15 protein-coding genes and 1 pseudogene are annotated in these 16,909 nt (G+C 42.4%); 12 read left to right on the forward strand and 4 right to left on the reverse strand.

Features of this window, described 5'->3' with window-relative positions; all coding sequences use genetic code 11:
• Positions 1-45: 45 nt before the first annotated feature.
• From C0V70_RS10470 to C0V70_RS10480, 3 genes and pseudogenes are all read right to left on the reverse strand, one after another.
• The gene (locus C0V70_RS10470) at positions 46-633 is read right to left on the reverse strand and encodes a ribosome maturation factor RimP (protein ID WP_102243811.1); all 588 of its coding nucleotides are present in this window, start codon (positions 631-633) and stop codon (positions 46-48) included.
• A 206-nt stretch (positions 634-839) separates the two neighbouring features.
• Positions 840-1,286: a GNAT family N-acetyltransferase gene (locus C0V70_RS10475; RefSeq protein WP_102243812.1), complete on the reverse strand. Its 447-nt coding sequence runs from the start codon at positions 1,284-1,286 to the stop codon at positions 840-842.
• Positions 1,287-1,472: 186 nt separating this feature from the next.
• Positions 1,473-2,630, reverse strand: a pseudogene (locus C0V70_RS10480) (tetratricopeptide repeat protein); the annotation flags it as partial.
• A 141-nt stretch (positions 2,631-2,771) separates the two neighbouring features.
• Here C0V70_RS10480 and thrS point away from each other — a divergent pair.
• From thrS to C0V70_RS10540, 12 genes are all read left to right on the forward strand, one after another.
• A complete protein-coding gene (thrS, locus tag C0V70_RS10485) occupies positions 2,772-4,520 on the forward strand; it encodes a threonine--tRNA ligase (protein WP_102243814.1) in 1,749 nt (582 codons plus the stop codon).
• A 44-nt stretch (positions 4,521-4,564) separates the two neighbouring features.
• Positions 4,565-5,578 carry a D-alanine--D-alanine ligase gene (locus tag C0V70_RS10490; RefSeq protein ID WP_102243815.1) on the forward strand — a complete coding sequence of 338 codons (1,014 nt, stop codon included), beginning with the start codon at positions 4,565-4,567 and terminating at the stop codon, positions 5,576-5,578.
• 14 nt (positions 5,579-5,592) lie between these two features.
• Positions 5,593-8,685, forward strand: a complete 3,093-nt coding sequence (locus C0V70_RS10495; RefSeq protein WP_102243816.1) for an aminotransferase class III-fold pyridoxal phosphate-dependent enzyme — start codon at positions 5,593-5,595, stop codon at positions 8,683-8,685.
• Positions 8,682-9,779 carry a C45 family autoproteolytic acyltransferase/hydrolase gene (locus C0V70_RS10500; RefSeq protein WP_102243817.1) on the forward strand — a complete coding sequence of 366 codons (1,098 nt, stop codon included), beginning with the start codon at positions 8,682-8,684 and terminating at the stop codon, positions 9,777-9,779. The genes C0V70_RS10495 and C0V70_RS10500 overlap by 4 nt, the downstream gene beginning before the upstream one ends.
• A 4-nt stretch (positions 9,780-9,783) precedes the next feature.
• Entirely contained in the window at positions 9,784-10,977 is a 1,194-nt protein-coding gene (locus C0V70_RS10505) for an aminotransferase class III-fold pyridoxal phosphate-dependent enzyme (protein ID WP_102243818.1), read from the forward strand.
• Complete coding sequence (locus tag C0V70_RS10510) at positions 10,977-11,684, forward strand: CoA transferase subunit A (RefSeq protein WP_102243819.1); 708 nt, start codon at positions 10,977-10,979, stop codon at positions 11,682-11,684. The genes C0V70_RS10505 and C0V70_RS10510 overlap by 1 nt, the downstream gene beginning before the upstream one ends.
• Before the next feature lies 1 nt (position 11,685).
• Positions 11,686-12,306, forward strand: a complete 621-nt coding sequence (locus C0V70_RS10515) for a 3-oxoacid CoA-transferase subunit B (RefSeq protein ID WP_102243820.1) — start codon at positions 11,686-11,688, stop codon at positions 12,304-12,306.
• Positions 12,307-12,386: 80 nt separating this feature from the next.
• Entirely contained in the window at positions 12,387-13,223 is an 837-nt protein-coding gene (locus C0V70_RS10520; RefSeq protein WP_102243821.1) for a trypsin-like serine protease, read from the forward strand.
• A gap of 237 nt (positions 13,224-13,460) precedes the next feature.
• Positions 13,461-13,844 carry a hypothetical protein gene (locus C0V70_RS10525; RefSeq protein ID WP_102243822.1) on the forward strand — a complete coding sequence of 128 codons (384 nt, stop codon included), beginning with the start codon at positions 13,461-13,463 and terminating at the stop codon, positions 13,842-13,844.
• A 71-nt stretch (positions 13,845-13,915) separates the two neighbouring features.
• The gene (locus C0V70_RS10530) at positions 13,916-15,148 is read left to right on the forward strand and encodes a hypothetical protein (RefSeq protein ID WP_133566785.1); all 1,233 of its coding nucleotides are present in this window, start codon (positions 13,916-13,918) and stop codon (positions 15,146-15,148) included.
• Positions 15,145-15,405, forward strand: coding sequence for a 2Fe-2S iron-sulfur cluster-binding protein (locus C0V70_RS10535; RefSeq protein ID WP_102243824.1), 261 nt, complete (start codon positions 15,145-15,147; stop codon positions 15,403-15,405). The genes C0V70_RS10530 and C0V70_RS10535 overlap by 4 nt, the downstream gene beginning before the upstream one ends.
• Positions 15,406-15,461: 56 nt before the next feature.
• Positions 15,462-16,061 (forward strand): exonuclease domain-containing protein, encoded by a 600-nt coding sequence (locus C0V70_RS10540; RefSeq protein ID WP_102243825.1) that lies wholly within the window; start codon positions 15,462-15,464, stop codon positions 16,059-16,061.
• Positions 16,062-16,220: 159 nt separating this feature from the next.
• Here C0V70_RS10540 and C0V70_RS10545 read toward each other — a convergent pair whose 3' ends face one another.
• Complete coding sequence (locus C0V70_RS10545; protein ID WP_102243826.1) at positions 16,221-16,874, reverse strand: M23 family metallopeptidase; 654 nt, start codon at positions 16,872-16,874, stop codon at positions 16,221-16,223.
• Positions 16,875-16,909: the final 35 nt, after the last annotated feature.

A 16,909-nucleotide genomic window follows, 5' to 3' on the forward strand; every position in this document is an offset into this window, starting at 1 on the left:
CTTCCCTTTTACCTTATTGTTCTTAGTTAACGTTTATATTCTTGTTTATTCGTCTTCGCCGACAAACTCATCATCTGTTTCCAGTTCAGAGTCCACTTCAGCGTCTTTTGTATTTCTAACTTTATTGATGTCGGTTTCTAAGTTTGCCCTTTTGATCTGCTCATAAGGAACTTCAACTTTTACACCTTTGGCATCAATCACCACACCCTCGTCACTCGCGCTTACCAGGTTCACTTTTAGTCTTAGGTTGTTGCGAAGAGCTTTCGGGAAATCCGGGTATTTTTCTTCGTCGATTTTTTTCACCAGGTTAAGCATGATGTCTTCACCGACAACGCTCTTAAAATGCTTAACTGTCGTTAAAATTCTATAAAGACCCGGAGAAGAAACTTCTAATGTAAAATTATCCGGAATCCACGTTTCAGTTTCCATATACGGATTAAATCCGCGGTCCACTCTTACGCAGTCATCAAGCACAGCTGTGTTGGTTTTTGGATCAACGATGTAGACAACCAAATTGCCTGATGTGGGATTCCACTCCATCTCGTACAATTCAAGATTGCATTCGCTAACGATCTTTTGAGTTAACTCAAAAAGTTTTAATTCCATTCCCTGGCGTGGGCCTTTGAGAACCATCTTTTTATCCCATTAATAAAAAAAAAGGGCGGAATTAAAAAATCCACCCTTACTATATTCGGTACATTTAATACTCGTATTTCGGAGGTAATGATTAGAAGAGTTGGGCCCAAGAAATTCTTGAAATAATCCCAAATAAAAATCATTACCCGATGACTATAGCAAAAATTCTTTCAAATGCAAACATTTAGCCTCTGCAGAGATCACTAAACACTAAGAGTCATAATGAGGGCCGTGCTCCCGTTGCTATAAAAATGCTTTTTCTTATGAATGATTTTAAAGCCTGCTCTTTGATAAAGACCAATGGCCGAATCATTGTTTTCTTCGACTTCAAGGAAAAATGTTTTTATTCCCCTGCTCTTTAATATTTCAATAGCTTCACTTAAAAGGGCCTTCCCTAAACCTGCGCCTCTTTTGTCTGGATTGATGAGGATTTTAAGCAAATGAGCAAGGGAATCTGCGCTATTGATGTCAAATAAAGCAAACCCTTCGTCGGCCAGGAGAATAAATCTCTCACTCGCCGAGTCAAAGACCTGCTCCCACGACTTCTCATCCCATGGAGTTGGGAAAAAACGCTGATCGTAGTCCTTTAAAAACGACAAAGCCTCTGGTGTTAAGGCAGAGGCTTTGTCGATAATAATAAATTTAGTCATCACTAAAGATTAAACAGGAGAACTCAAATCAACGTTACCGATTGAGCGCTCTGAGTTTGTCTTCACTTCCATATGGAAGCGGATTTTTGCCAATGGATTAAACGTATAACCGTCTTTTCCACGGATGATGTATTTGCGTTTTGAGTCCGCATCTGTCGGCTCGATAAGTTTTCTTAAACGAGACACAGAAGTATAGATTAGTTTATCGTGGATTAACGGGTTGTACTCGTCTTTCCAGATCATCTTCGCCAGTTGCTCCTTATCAAAGTAAGTTCCTGGGTTTTTAGAAAGAAGGAAAAGGATTTCAAGCAGAACGAATCTGTGTTTGAAATCAATTGTTCCGAGTGATCTTTCAACGATTTTTCTGTTTGTTCTATCAAGGTAAAGGTCAACAGTTGAGTCATTTACATCGTCAATTTCAGCTTCAATAAGATGATTTAGACGTCTAAAAATAGTGGTATCGATAGACTCCTGCGCCAGGTGGAACATGCTTAGGGCCTCATCAAAGTTTCCAGCTTTCTTTAAAGCTGTCGCTTTACCAAACAGGATATACCCATATAGGTTCCAGCATTTTTTTGATTGAAGGTATTCGTTGGCCAGCTTGTAGTAGTTAAGCGCTTTATCGTTTTCGTTCATTTCGATAAAGATCTTCGCATAATACGTATACATGGCCCCCGAAAGGTAGAACTTCTTAATGATCTTTAGCAGGTCATTAAGCTGGTCTAGGTATCTTAAAGAAAGCTCTAAATCTTTTCTGTAGAATGCATTTGTCGCTAGAGACAGAAGGCACTTAGAAAGAAGTTCCGGCTCGTTTTCTTCGTTTGATTTTTTGTAAGCTAATTCAAAGTTTGTCTTAGCTTCTTCAAAGTTACCGCTATAGTTTTTTACAACCCCTAGATTGTAGAAAAATTCAGATGTTAGCGTCGGAAGAGCACGTGAAAGAGCATCCATTAGCTTCTCACTTTCCCCGATGTATTTTTGTGCTTTTGCGTCCTCTAGCTTCTCTGAAGCTATACGGATTAGGAAACCGTATGTCTTAAGAACTGAGAATCCATCTTTAATAGGATCAGCAAATGTAAGAGCTTTAACGAACGACTCTTCTGCTCCAATTAAATCGGCCTTGTCATAATAGACTTTTCCAAGCTGATAATACGACCTCGCCACCTCGGTCTTTGTCACGATACCTTCTAACTTAACCTCTTCTTCTAAAAGGCCAATATAAGGCGTGATTTCATTAGGGTTTGATCCAATAGATAAACCTAAATCTTGACTTGTAACCATGGCATTTCTCCATAATAGTGAACGAGCTTTAACACTTCTTAAAGCTTTCGGCCCAAAGGTCATATCACGCGATTCTTACAGCGTCAAAAGCCCATTGTAAGATTTTTTCGGATGTAAGATTCAAGTCGTTGATTTGGCGAAGAGAGGGCGGTAGAATAACTGTGTAAAAAAGTAACTAAATCCCCTTTATTCGGAGTTCCTTAAATGGCCAAATACGACCTTGACACCATCCGTCACTCAACCGCTCACTTAATGGCACATGCCGTGTCTCGTATTTATAAAACCCATAACCCACAATTCGGTATTGGTCCTGTTATTGAAAACGGTTTTTACTACGACATTGATTTAGATGTGAAGATTCACGATGAAGACTTAGCAAAGATCGAAAAGGTCATGCAGGAAATTATCGATGAAAAACTTCCTATTCAAAGAAAAGTTTTCTCGCGTGATGAATCAGTAGAGTTCTGGAAACAAAAAAATCAGCCGTTAAAAGTTGAAGTGGTTTCGGGAATCCCTCAAGGCGAAGAGATCTCTTGTTATGAACAAGGTGAATTCATCGACCTTTGCCGAGGCCCTCACGTAGAGAACACTGGACACCTGCCAAAATTCTTCAAACTTCAAAGTGTAGCTGGAGCTTACTGGAAAGGTGATTCAAAAAATAAAATGCTTCAACGTATTTACGCTGTAAGCTTCACGACTAAAAAACAATTAGAAGATCACCTGACATTCCTTGAGGAAGCAAAAAAGCGCGACCACAGAAAGCTAGGAAAAGAAATGGAACTTTTTCATTTCGATCAAATCGCTCCTGCTTCGCCTTTTTTCATGCCAAAAGGAACAACTGTTTATAACGAGCTGATTGATTTCATGAGACGCATTTACAAAAAATACGACTACGATGAAGTTATCACTCCCCAAGTTCTTGATACTGAACTATGGAAAACGTCTGGGCACTACGCTCACTACAAAGACAATATGTACTTAACTCACGCGGATGAGAAGGAATTCGGGATTAAACCGATGAACTGCCCTTGTCACATGATGATGTTCAAGCACTATAAATACTCTTACCGCGACCTACCGATGAGATACGCGGACTTTGGCCGTCTTCACCGTTTTGAAGCTGCTGGAGCAGTCGCAGGACTCACTCGCGTGCGCACGTTCTGTCAGGACGACGCCCACATCTTTATCGCCTTAAAAGACATCCAGGCCGAAATCATTAAGCTCATGGACATGTTCTTTGTTTGTTATGACCACTTCGGTTTTAAAGATATCAAAGTTGGTTTATCAACTCGTCCGGAAGGAAAACTGGGCGATGACAAGACTTGGGATATTGCTGAAGAGGCGCTCAAAGGCGCTCTTCAAAAATCAGGACAAGCTTTCCATATCAACGAAGGTGATGGAGCTTTCTACGGGCCAAAAATCGATATTCAAATTGCCGACGCTATCGGTAGATACCATCAACTGGGAACAATCCAGCTGGATTTCCAACTTCCAGAGCGCTTTGATTTGAACTTCACAAACGATCAAGGTCAAGAAGAGCGTCCGGTTGTTATCCACCGCGCCCTACTAGGCTCTCTGGAGAGATTCTTTGGGGTGTACCTTGAGCACGTGGCAGGGGTCTTCCCTTTCTGGCTTGCTCCAGAGCAAGCGGTGATCGTTCCTGTTTCAACTGAAAAACACTTAGCGTTCTCTAAGAACCTGGCAAGCGAGCTTAAGCACCTGGGCTTCAGAGTCAAAGTTGACGAAAGAAACGAGACGATGGGTTACAAGACTCGTCAGATCCAACAATCGAAAACTCCTTTCATGCTGGTTATCGGAGACCGTGAAATGGAAAACGCTGCCGTTAGTATCCGCGGATACGGAGAGCAAGGATCGAAGAATTTAACGATTACTGAATTAAAAGAACTCTTTACAAAACTGAACCTAGAGAGAGTCCCTGCTAAATTAAGATAATTCTCTACTAGTAAAAAAAGCGCCTTAAGGATGGGGTGAAAATTATGAGTAAAAAAAATGTACTTCTTCTTTTTGGTGGAAGTGGGACTGAGCACGAAGTTTCAGTTGTCTCTTCAAAATACATAGAGAAAAATCTCCTGGAGATTGGCCTTTACAACGTTATCAAAGTTGAAATCGGACAACCCAAATCTAAAGATAAAAATTTCTATTTAGTTAATGCCGACGGCTCTCGTGGAGAGAGCGTCGAGCTTAACTTTAAACGCGAACTCGTAGGTCCTTCTTTTAAACAAGAAATCCACTACGTCGTTCCGTGCATCCACGGACCTCCAGGTGAAACAGGTGAAATTCAAACCTACCTAGACCTGATCTCTCTTCCCTATTTAGGTTGTGGACCTGAGGCAAGTCTTATCAGCTTCAACAAAGTCACAAGTAAACTGTGGTTCAATGCTTTAGACATCCCAAACACTCCGTTTGAATTCCTGACAAACATTGAAGATGCCCCAAAAGCACACAGACTTTTTGATAAACACGGAAAAGTTTTCGTCAAGGCCGCTTCTCAAGGCTCAAGTGTAGGTTGCTACCAGGTCTTCAAAAAAGATGAGCTGGAAAATGCACTTAGAAATGCTTTTAAATACTCTGAGTACGTCCTGGTCGAAAAAATGGTCGAGGCCCGTGAGCTTGAAATTTCAACTTACGAGTTTGAAGGAAAAATCCACGCCAGTGTTCCAGGAGAAATCAACTGCCCGAGCAGCTTCTATTCATACGAAGAAAAGTATGACCCGAACTCAAAGACAACGACAGAAGTTGTCGCACCTGGATTATCTCCAGAAGTGGTAGAAAAAATGCGCGGCTACGCGATTAAGGCGTTTAAGGCACTCAAACTTCGCCACCTATCACGCATCGACTTCTTCTACACCAAGGACGGCGAGATCTTCTTAAACGAGATCAACACTTTCCCGGGGGCCACTCCGATTTCCATGTTCCCAAAGATGATGGAAAACAACGGGCACCCTTATATTAAGTTTATCGGCGATATTATTAAAAAAGACATCCTTTAGAGAGTGAGAGCGATATGAAATTACCTATCATCAACAGTAAAGACGCTGAATTTGGAAATGACATCTTAAAAAAATATTACGCAGACAATATGATTCCTGCGGAGAAGAAGACTTACCTGACAAGGCTTAAGAGCTCTATCGGCCCTTATATGGGGATTGAATCAAGTGATGGGACAACTCACTACCTCTTAGATGCGGCCTCTCAAATCGCGACACTTGGTCATGGCTTTAACCCGTCTGTTTTTTTTGGAACGGCAGAGTTCTTAGAAAGCTGGATAAACGACGCTACCACTAAAGAATTTAAAGACACTAAGCTTTCATACACTAAATTCTTCAATAGAAAATTAGGGTGGAAAAAAACCCACATGACCATCACCCACTCGGGAGCGGAAGCAAACGAAGTGGCCCTTGGCTACTGTTATCTTTCACGCGTAAACCCTGAGGCCAATAAGGTTCTTGCCTTTGAAGGATCATTCCACGGGCGCATGATGGTGACTCTGGCGGCGACTTGGAACAAAAGCAAGCGCGAGCCTTTTGAGTGGAAGAATTATCTTGCTGAGTACGTAAAGTACCCGGAGCTGGAAGACTCAAAAATCAACGTGCGCTTTCCAGAATTATGGAGAGAGACCTGGAACGAAGCGGCCCTAAAAGACTTCATGGTTCCAAGCATGTGGCACTCAGACCCGATGGTAAAAAAAGAAATTGAGACTCTTTTAAAAGTAAGAGAGCAGCTTCTTTCTAAAAAAATCTTCGCTATTTTAATCGAGCCTATGCAATGTGAAGGTGGAGACTGTTATTCATCTGACCGCTTTCACACGGCCCTGCTATTAATGGCAAAAACTTTTAAAGTTCCAGTAATCCACGATGAAGTTCAGACGGGGTTTCACTTAGGGCGCGAGTTCTTCTGGCATAGACAATTAAACCTTAAGGGTCTTAACGGTGAACAAATCAATCCAGACTACGTTGTGTGTGCAAAAAAAGCACAGGTAGGGATTGTTCTTTCACATAAAGAAACAAAAAATATCTTTAAAGGTGAAGAGTTTTCTGTGGCCTCTCTTCTAAGAGGATACGCTCACGCTATCAGTCTTGATCAATGCCAGCAGCGCATTTTAGATCTTGAAAAGCAAGTTTACCCAAGACTTCAGGCCCTTTTAAAGAAACACTCTCAATACATCAAGAGACCGAGAATCAACGGTCTTGCTTTTGCTTTTGACGTACCAGATTCAGCGAGCATGAATAAGTTTGTCGACCTGCGCTTTAAGCACGGTCTTCTTTACTACCCGGCGGGAGCACAAACTCTGCGCTTTAGGCTCTCAACTGCTTTTGGCCCAAAAGATTTAGATTTCCTATTTGATAGACTAGATGCTATCTGCCGCGAGCTTTTCTTAAATGAGCATGCCAATCTTCCAACTCACGTTGAAACGGACGCGACTGAAGCGACAGAGAACTACGAGTGGCACGATCTTTTAATTCAAACAAAACTTGCCCGTGCCCTTAACAAAAAACTGGATATCAAGGCCGTTTTTGACCGCGTGAATGCCCTTCTTTCAAAGACAGCTGAAGCGGCACATGTAGAGTTAGTGGAAATCAATGCGACAAACTTCCTGAACTTCCGTCAGGAAATTATGAACATGCAAAAGGCCGTTTACGAGCCTGCTCGCCAGACAGATATTGAAAAATTTGAACACACGGTTTTAGATAAGAGTTCTCTATGTCTTGGTCTTTTAAATAAAAAGAAAAAGCTAATGGGGATTGCTTTTGCGGGCCCTCTTCACTTGTACCCGCTTGAGCGCGGAGTGCGTGTAGACCCGAACTTCAACGACCATGACTGTCTTTATATGCTGGATTTAACCATTGACCCAAGCCTTCAAAAATCAGGACTGGGAAGAGCACTTAAATACGCTCTTTCAGCAATGGCCATCGTTAAAGGAGTTAAACGCATCCAGGGAAGAAACCGCGACCGTCTTGCCGGTGGAATGATCAACATCAACCTCTCTCTAGGAGCTGTTGAACAAAACTACATGAGAGAAGATTATCCTGATTTCGAAAACCACAGAGACGTCTTCTACTACACGACAAAAGTTGACTGGAAAAAACCACAGATCCATTTAAGCCGTGGAGTAAACATCCCTCTTTCAATCAGAAGTCTGGATAAAGCGTACCTGGATTTCCAGCTTCCTTATATGGTGAACAAAGTTTGTCTTTCAAACTTCGTTTCAGAGGCCTTCTTAAAAGGAGTCAGAGATTTCCTTTCTGTTCTCCCTCAAGATCTTCGCCACGGTTACACAACATCAGGCCAGTCTGAGTGTGTGGATAAAGTTGCCAAGGCGATCTGGGTAAAATCAGACGCAAAAATCAAAGAGAAAAACGTCAATAAAATGCTGACGTTTAAAAACCACTTCTTTGGAAACGGCTCAATGCTGGCGAGATCTCTAAGTCTAGAGAACGATCCATACTTTAAAGTCACTCGTCTGCCAAATCCAAATGAAAATGATTATAAAGAAGTTTTAAAATCGGTAGAAAAAGAATTTGCCACAGGTGAATACCTGGCGACTTGGATCGAGCCGGTGCTACAAAAAACGATGGAAAAAGTTCCTTACGAATTCCTTCGTGGGGTAAGAGAGCTGGCAACCAAATACAATGTTGCTCTCATTTACAACGAAACAGCTTCACAATTTTTCAGGTATTCACAAAAGCAATTTATGGCCTCGTGTTTTAGTGAAATCACTCCAGATGCGGGAATGATTTACTTCTCTGGCCAATCAGGGATCGCTTACACTTCAACAAAGTATTTCCTGGAGCAGCCACTGATGATGATCAGTACTTGGGATGGAGATGAATTCCATTTCCTAAGCTACTACCATGCTTTTAAAAATGTGATGGCGAATCTGGAAGACTACAGAGAAACAACTAAGAATTTCCACGATAAACTGGTTGATCAACTTTCTCGTTACGAAATTGATGCTATTAGAATCGACAATGGCTTTGGGTACTTCAAAGGTTCAATCCCAGGTTCAATGAGCAAAATGTTTGTGCTCAATAAAGACACTGGCCACTACCTGATCTGCCCAAGCTTCGATGCGATGAAGGAGTATTTAGAATCATGAGCACAAATTGTATGTTCCCTTATATCAAATATCAGCCAGGAAAAAGTAACTACGACTGGGGACTTTCTCATGGAGAAGAGTTTCGCACGGCCATCGGAGAGCTGACTGAAATCAGACGCAACCTGATGCTGGCAAAAAACCCGGCTCTGGCAAAAAAATTAGATGAGCTGGCCATGGAGCAGTTTAATCTTTCAAAGAAATTTGCTCCCAATATCGCCAGCGAAATTGAAGGGATCGCCAAAGGTGCGGGTCTGACACTTCCCGACCTGGTTGTTTTAAACAACTACACTGACTTTAGAGATATTATCCTTCCAGAAGAAGGATGCTCAACTGTTCACATCCAGACTCCTGATGAAATTCTCTCGGGACAGACATGGGATATGCACAGATCGGCAAAAAACTATATGTCGCTTATCCACGTTCCTGCTAACGACCGCCATACAGCTCAGCTAGTGCTGACACTGGTTGGTTGCGTAGGTTTAATGGGAGTGACGACAGACAATACTCTCATTGGTGTTAACAACATCAATACGGCCAATGCTAAAGCTGGTCTTATCTGGCCTTTACTTGTCAGACGAGTGCTTGAAGAAAAAAGCCTTGGTCTTATGAGAGACACACTAATGAAAGCACCAGTGACGTCAGGACACAATTACCTGATTGCTTCTCCTGAAGGTGGAGAGCATTTAGAAATCACTCCGACTGTTGCTGAAAAAGTTTCAGGACTTCAGGCCGGACAAGTGGGAAGTGTTTTTCACACTAACCACTGCGTAGGCTTTCATGTTGAGAAATTAGAAGACAAGAGCTCTATGAGTTCAACAACTTTTAATCGTTGGGCGCTTCTGTCAAAGAAAACATACAAAGTGACTGATTTAGAAGACTTTAAAAACCTTCTTTCAGACCACGAAGAATTCCCTAAATCAATTTGTTCACACTTTGAAAATGGTGCTCAAGACCCATCATTTACTTGTGGTGGTGGAGCTTCTGATTTAAAACGCGGCCACCACATCTTCTGGAGAGGATGCCCGGCCCACGATCAAGATTACCGCGAGTATGAATTCTTTAACGATGGACACGATTTTAAAAAAGTGAAATAAAAATATGGAAGAATTAGAGTATCCCTTTTTCTTTACCTGGGTAAAACAAAAGAACCCTCTGCGCTTTAGTATCGCTTCAGTTGATGGAGTAAAAATCTATACTGATACCGGCCACGAGCTCATCGATATGTCTTCGATCAGCTATCAGGCAAGTTTTGGTCACAATCACCCGACCATTATAAAATACATGAAAGAGCAGCTCGACACTGTCCCAATGAGTGCTCCTCGTGGAATTTTCCCGGGAAAAACAGAAGTCACTCATGAACTTCTAAAGTACATGGATAAAAAAGATGGCAAGATCTTCTATACCACTGGTGGAGCCGAGACGGTCGAAAACGCTCTTAAATTCGCCAGAGACATCACCAAAAGAAAGATTGTTTTAGCAAGACAGACCTCTTATCACGGGGCCACCCTAGGCGCTCTGGCCGCTACCGGCGACTGGAGAAACAAGGCCCACATGATTCCAGAAAATTGGGTAGTAAGAATTCCTGAACCTCATGAGCCGGATGCTATCGCCCGTACCAGAGAAATTATTCTTCAGACCGGACCTGATAAAATTGCGGCCTTTATTCTTGAGACGATCACTGGAGGAAACGGAGTTTATGCCGGCACTCAAGAGTGGTGGGATGGCATCAGTGAACTGTGCCGCGAGTTTGGAATTCTTTTAATCATGGATGAAGTTATCTGTGGTTTTGGCCGCACCGGACTTTCATTCGGATACATGCACTACAATGTTAAACCGGACATTATCTGTTTAGCTAAAGGTATAACTGGCGGAATGGTTCCTTTCGGGGCCGTCTGGACGAGTGAGCCGATTCACACTTACTACATGAATAACGTCCTTGCTAACGGGTTGACCAACTACGCCCACCCAATGGGGATTGCTGCCCTTAAAGGTGTTTTAGAAATTTGTCAGGACTTTGATTTTCAAAAACACCTGGAACATATTTCACAAGTCTTTAAGCGAGAAATGGAGTCCCTTCGTTCGATGAAAGAAGTGGAAACAATCAGATACCATGGAATGCTGGCCGCGGTAGATTTAACCGTCGATATTACCTGGAAAAGATTTTTCGATAACGGAATTCACCTCGCAACTCAAAATAAAAGAATTGTCCTCGCTCCTCCTTTAATCATTACTGAGAAAGAATTAGTAGAAGGAATGAACCGCTTTAAAAACGCTCTCAAGGATTTTGAATAATGACACCAACGAACTCTCCAAAAGTTTTTAAGGATGCCCACGCGGCCCTACACGATATTAAATCAGGCATGACTCTGATGAGCGGAGGCTTTGGTCTTTGCGGAATCGCTGAAAACTGCATTGATGCACTAACGACCATTGACGTAAAAGACCTGACAGTTATTTCCAACAACATTGGAAACTCTGGACGTGGTTTAGTTAAAATTTTAGTTCAAGATAAAATTAAAAAAGCTTATTGCTCATATGTCGGTGGAAACCCTGACCTTGAAAAAAGAATGCTTTCAAAAGAAGTTGAGGTGGAGCTTGTTCCTCAAGGGACATTCTCTGAAAGAATCCGTGCGGCCGGAATGGGTATCCGCGCTTTTTACACACCCACAGGATACGGCACTCTTATCGCTGAAGGAAAAGACGTTAAGATGTTTGACCGCCCTTGTATTTTAGAAACTGCTCTTCACGCCGACTTCGCTATTATTAAAGCGCAAAAAGGCGACACCTATGGAAACCTGTGGTTTAAAGAAACCGCTAGAAACTTCTCCCCTCTTATGGCGATGGCCGCAAAGATCACCGTCGTAGAAGTGGAAGAGTTAGTCGAAGTCGGACAAATCCCGGCAGAAGACATTCACCTTCCAGGACTTTTTGTCCAAAGGATTTTCCAAGGAAAAAATTATAAAAACGAAATTGAATTTCTAGTGACGGAAGGAGTTTAAGATGGCCTGGACAAATGAACAAATGGCAGATGAGGTCATTAAAGTTTTCGCTCCTCATAGCTCCGTCAACTTAGGAATTGGAATGCCGACGATCATCGCCGAGCGCATGCCCAAAGATCTGCACATCATGATTCACTCTGAAAATGGAGTGCTTGGTGTAAGTGGCAGACCTACTAAATCATCAGTCTCTCCTACTTTAATCAACGCTGGAAAAGAAACAGTCAGTGTTGCTCCTGGAGCGAGCTTCTTTGATAGCTCACTGAGCTTTGGAATGATCCGCGGCGGGCACATTGATTACTGTGTTCTTGGTGGAATGGAAGTCGATAGCGAAAGAAGCCTGGCCAACTGGATGATCCCAGGGAAAAAGGTCACCGGAATGGGCGGAGCTATGGACTTAGTTAATGGCTCTAAACAGGTCATCATCATGATGAATCACTTCAGTAAAGACGGCACAGCAAAACTTCTTAAGAAATGCGTGCTTCCTCTTACAGGAAAAGAAGTTGTCGACCTGGTGGTCACAGAGATGGGTGTATTTAAACCAACAGGAAATGCGTTTAAGATCATCAAGCTTGCTCCCGGCGTGGAAAAAGCAGATCTGAAGATCGAAGCCCCTCTGGAGTAATCTCCATAGTAATAAAATGTAAGTTCCCAAAGAATCTCGGGGATGGATAGGATTTAAGAAAAAAATCAAAGGATTGGTTTATGCTTAAATTCGCTCTTCCCCTATGCCTTCTTCTTAGCGCCTCACCTCTATTTGCCCTGACAAACTCTACATTTGCCGACTCTCCCGAATGGACTCCAGTGGTGCAGATTAAGAGTGAAGCCCCCGATTCAACCGGCGAAAGTATTCCTGGTTATTGTAACGCCACCTTTATTGCTAAAAACATCTTGGTGACGGCCGCTCATTGTGTGAAGCTTGCTTACATCTCTAAAGACAACAAACTCAACATCCAAACTGGGTATTACAAATACGTAAAGAGACCAGACGGACAAGTAGTGCGCATCGGATATGTGCCAAAAAATAACTTCGATCGCCACATCAATATCGAACTTCCAAAGTCACTTGCTGATAAGATTGCTTCGCGCGGAGAAAAAGCGCAGATCGGCCCTGATGAGGATTTTGCTGTTCTTTGGTGGAACGAGGCCACTCCAGAAATAGACGAACTAAACTTCGCGACTCCCGTGACCCTGGCCGAACACAATCAGATTATTAAAAACATCAAGGCCTATCCATTAAAGGCCGTTTCTATCAATCTCTTTAGCGAGATGAGTAACGATACAAAACGCATGGCCGATTTAAATAACTACAAATGGAGCGGAGGGTACGTCTACTCGAAATCTTCTTCTCGTGTTGAAGAAGGCGACAGCGGAGCCCCTCTCTTCGTCAACATCAACGGAAAGATGAAAGTCTTTGCGGTGGTAAAAGGAAAAGCGACGACAATCTTTGATAATTGGGATGTGTATTCTGCGCTTCACAATCACTTGTGTACTATTGCTAAGAAAATGCCGACTGATATGAAGATTGGAAGTTGTTTGTAGAAATTTTTTGAGCTCTAAAATAAAAAAGGGGCCCCCTGCAAAGGCCCCATTTTTTTTGGCATCCTGCCACTAGTAAGTGGACATCCTATCCCTTACACTTATGATTATAACCGCTATTTTATTTTTTGCTTTAAATTTTTTTGTGGGTAAAGTTTTCCATAAAACTTTATTGAGGTTATCATAGGCAGTAAGTCTTAATATTGAACTAGTAACACTCATTACGACAAGGCATATAGAATGATCAATCGTCTCAAAGAAGCCCTAAAGGCCCTATTAAGGCCCCAAAAAGACTACCAAATGGACTATAAGATCCAGTCGTTCACCTACTTCATCCCGGCACCTCCACCAAGGTCTTCAGGGTATCGAGAAAAGCAATTTGATAAACTTTTTTATGAGTTCATTAACCGTGGATATAAAATTTTAAGCACCACGACCCAGGCATCTTCTGCCGGAGAAAAACACTCGGGAATGTGGGTCATGTTTGTGGTACAGGCGACCAACGCTGAAGCTGAGAAGCTTAACTTGAATGACATTTTAGCTGAAGAAGTAAAAAACAAATCTCAGGTTAAAGAAGAAATCGAAGGACTTTATTACATCGACGATAGGGCCAATGAACTATGAGGAAACCTCTCCTACTGTGCTCTATTTTCTTACTTAGTTCCTGCGCTTACATCTCAAAAAAATTTGAATCAATGGCGGAGAATAAAAACACATCTGCGCTACCAGTTCAAAATGCCAAAATAAATTACTGTGCTCCTTTAGGCCGCGTTCAATACATCAGTGAAGATGAGCACACACTCAAATTTTATCGCACACTCAATACTCCTATTTTTGAAAACAAGTCTCTTTCTTTTATTGAAAGATCTATCATGCTTTCATTGATTGAAATGTCAAAAAGACCTGATGAAGCCTCTCCCTTTTCACGCCTGCAGATTTATTTAAAAGTTAACGGCAAGAGTTACTACTACGACTTCAGGCCTAAACGCCTGGAAGATGACACCAAGATGCCTTACCTGAGAGGTCTTGATTTCCTGGCGCAAAAATTTCTTCCGAAACAAAACCTGCTCTCAGTGGCCACTAAACTCGATGCTCTGGCCCCGACTGCTCTGGGCGTGAGTGTGGGACTGGAAAACTTCCTGCGCGAGAATCAAAAAGACTTAATTAAAAATGATGAGCTCAATGAACGCTTCCTAAAAGGTGATGATGTTCTTACCCGTTATGAAACGTTTGAGCGCAAAAGCTTTAGAGCTGTTGTAGAACAATACATGTCACCTACTTACTCTAAACTTTCTGATTACGAATACGAAAAAAATGGTCTTGATGCCAACAAGTCTCCGAAAGGAAACTTCGAGGCCAACTGCAATTACGACCTTTCTAAAGAGCCGACACTAAGAGATGAAATGTTTGGTAGAGAACCTAAGAGAACTCATTCTATTGGCATGAGCGACGGCCAGGACTATTTCCTTGCAGTAAGCTCCATGACTCTGTTTAAACCTTATACAACTCAACCAAAACTCTCTTATTTTATGAAGGCCCGCCCTTCAGCATTGCCAATGCCTATTTGCGAATTTAAAGGAAAAAATCAGGAAATCGTCCTCTTCTCCAGCGACGGTAGAAATCCGGTTCAACACCTTCAACACTTAGTGGCCTATGAGATTGATCAAATCGATTCATCGTACACACTCAATGAACTTCTCAATTTTTCCCGCCACCTTTTTCTTTCAAGTCCGGACCGCATTCTTTATGAATCAACACGCGGAAGAAAGGCCCAACTGGATTTTTTCCTGGCAATGAATTTTCCTATCTATCACGTAGAGAACTTAGGAAATATTTTTGGCCACGCCAACTTCAAGGGTGAAAAAAAACAAGAATCGAGTCTGCATATCGACGATAGAAGTATCGCCAGACTCTGGTGCGGGCAATGAAAAAACTCACAGTCACAGGTCTTGCTTCCAAAAGGCTCGTCCTCTCACTGGATATCTCTTACTCCGTCTTTGATATGACTTTAATGGATCTTCTCTTAAAAAATGGCATCCCAGTCGCTTCCAGCTGTGGAGGCGATGGCATCTGCAAAAAATGCGTTGTCACAATCAACGAAGAAAACATCCTTTCGTGCCAAAAACGCGTCCGCGAACTCTTTAGAGAAACCGACTTAGTCGAGCTCACATTTTCTTATTTGTAGACAGAAATCACTTCCTCTTTTAACATTGAGAAAAACCCTTAAACGATTGGCATAATATGCGTTATTTATCTATTGATATCGAGGCCACTGGCCTAAACGAAAACGATTACATGATCGAATTCGGAATGATTCCTTTTTGTACAGAAACTAAAAAAGTCGAAGACTCTCTTGCCCGCAACTTCTATATCAAGTGCCCTTCTTTTGAGACGCTAAAACCCAGACTAGATAAATGGGTTATCGAACACAACGAAATGCTTATCCACAAGGCCCATGTTACAGGGCTACACCTGGATAGCTTCCGCGATGAACTTGAGACTTACCTCATCAGCAAAGAAGTTAAAAACTACTTTAAAAACGAAAAGAACGAAAAGATTATCCTCTTCGGAAAATCAATGAGCGCCATCGACCTACCATTTCTAAACCGCGACCTCTCATGGGAATTCATGCGCAAACATTTCCACCACAGAAACCTCGACCTCTCATCAACTGCCAACACATTAATCGACCTCAAGTTCATCCCCGCTGAATGCTCTTCAGGCTCAAAACTAATGAGTTTCCTCGGCATGGGCGAAGTCAAACACACCGCCCTCGAAGACGCCAAAAACACCGCCCTAATGTACTTAAAACTCCTAGACATGTTCCAACGAAAGAACTAGCGCAATCCACTCCCCAAAAAAAATAATCCGCCAGAATTGATTATGGATGGTAGATACTAGGCGCGAGGGAACGCAGGAGGAGACGTACGTCCGTACGTCGCACGACTAAGTCCCCCGAGCAACGACGTAGATACCATTCAGAATCAATTCTCAGTTATTTTAATTAGCTGCTAAGAAGTCGGTTGGGTCGATAGCTTGCCCATTTTTTCTAACTTCAAAATGAAGATGCGGCCCATACGTTCGCCCCGTCATCCCAACCTGTGCGATAACCTGCCCACGATAAACCCTCTGGCCCTGTTTCGTATAATTTTCTTTAGCATGGGCATAAACAGTAAAATACCCATTCTTATGTGCAATAACGGTGATATTTCCATACCCACCAATCTCATCTCCAGAATAAACCACAACCCCTTCTGCTGCCGATACAATGTGTGATCCAACACGCGCAGGAATGTCCACGCCTTCATGCTTTCTTCCCCAGCGAGCACCGAAGTTTGAACTTAGGCGGTTGCTTGAAGGAACTGGCCAGAGGAACTCACCACTTTGTAAAAGATGGTTAGGGTCAAATGGACGAGCTTCAATATCCTGCTCAAGGATTCCACGTTTAAGAGGAATAAAGACCCACTCTCCGCTTTTAATCTTCTTGCCGGTATTAGATGCTTGGATTTTTTCTTTGGGAACGTTGAACTCTTTAGCAAGGCTTTCGATAGTGTCGGTAGGTTTAACCATGACGTAATGACCGCTTTTCACTGATGCACAGGCAAAAGCAAAAAGAGAAATCATAAGTAATAGGGCGTTTTTCGTAATGGTCATTATTCCAATATCTTCCTTGAATCCTTCGTCACATA

The organism is Bacteriovorax stolpii (genome assembly GCF_002872415.1).
Taxonomy (GTDB): domain Bacteria; phylum Bdellovibrionota; class Bacteriovoracia; order Bacteriovoracales; family Bacteriovoracaceae; genus Bacteriovorax; species Bacteriovorax stolpii.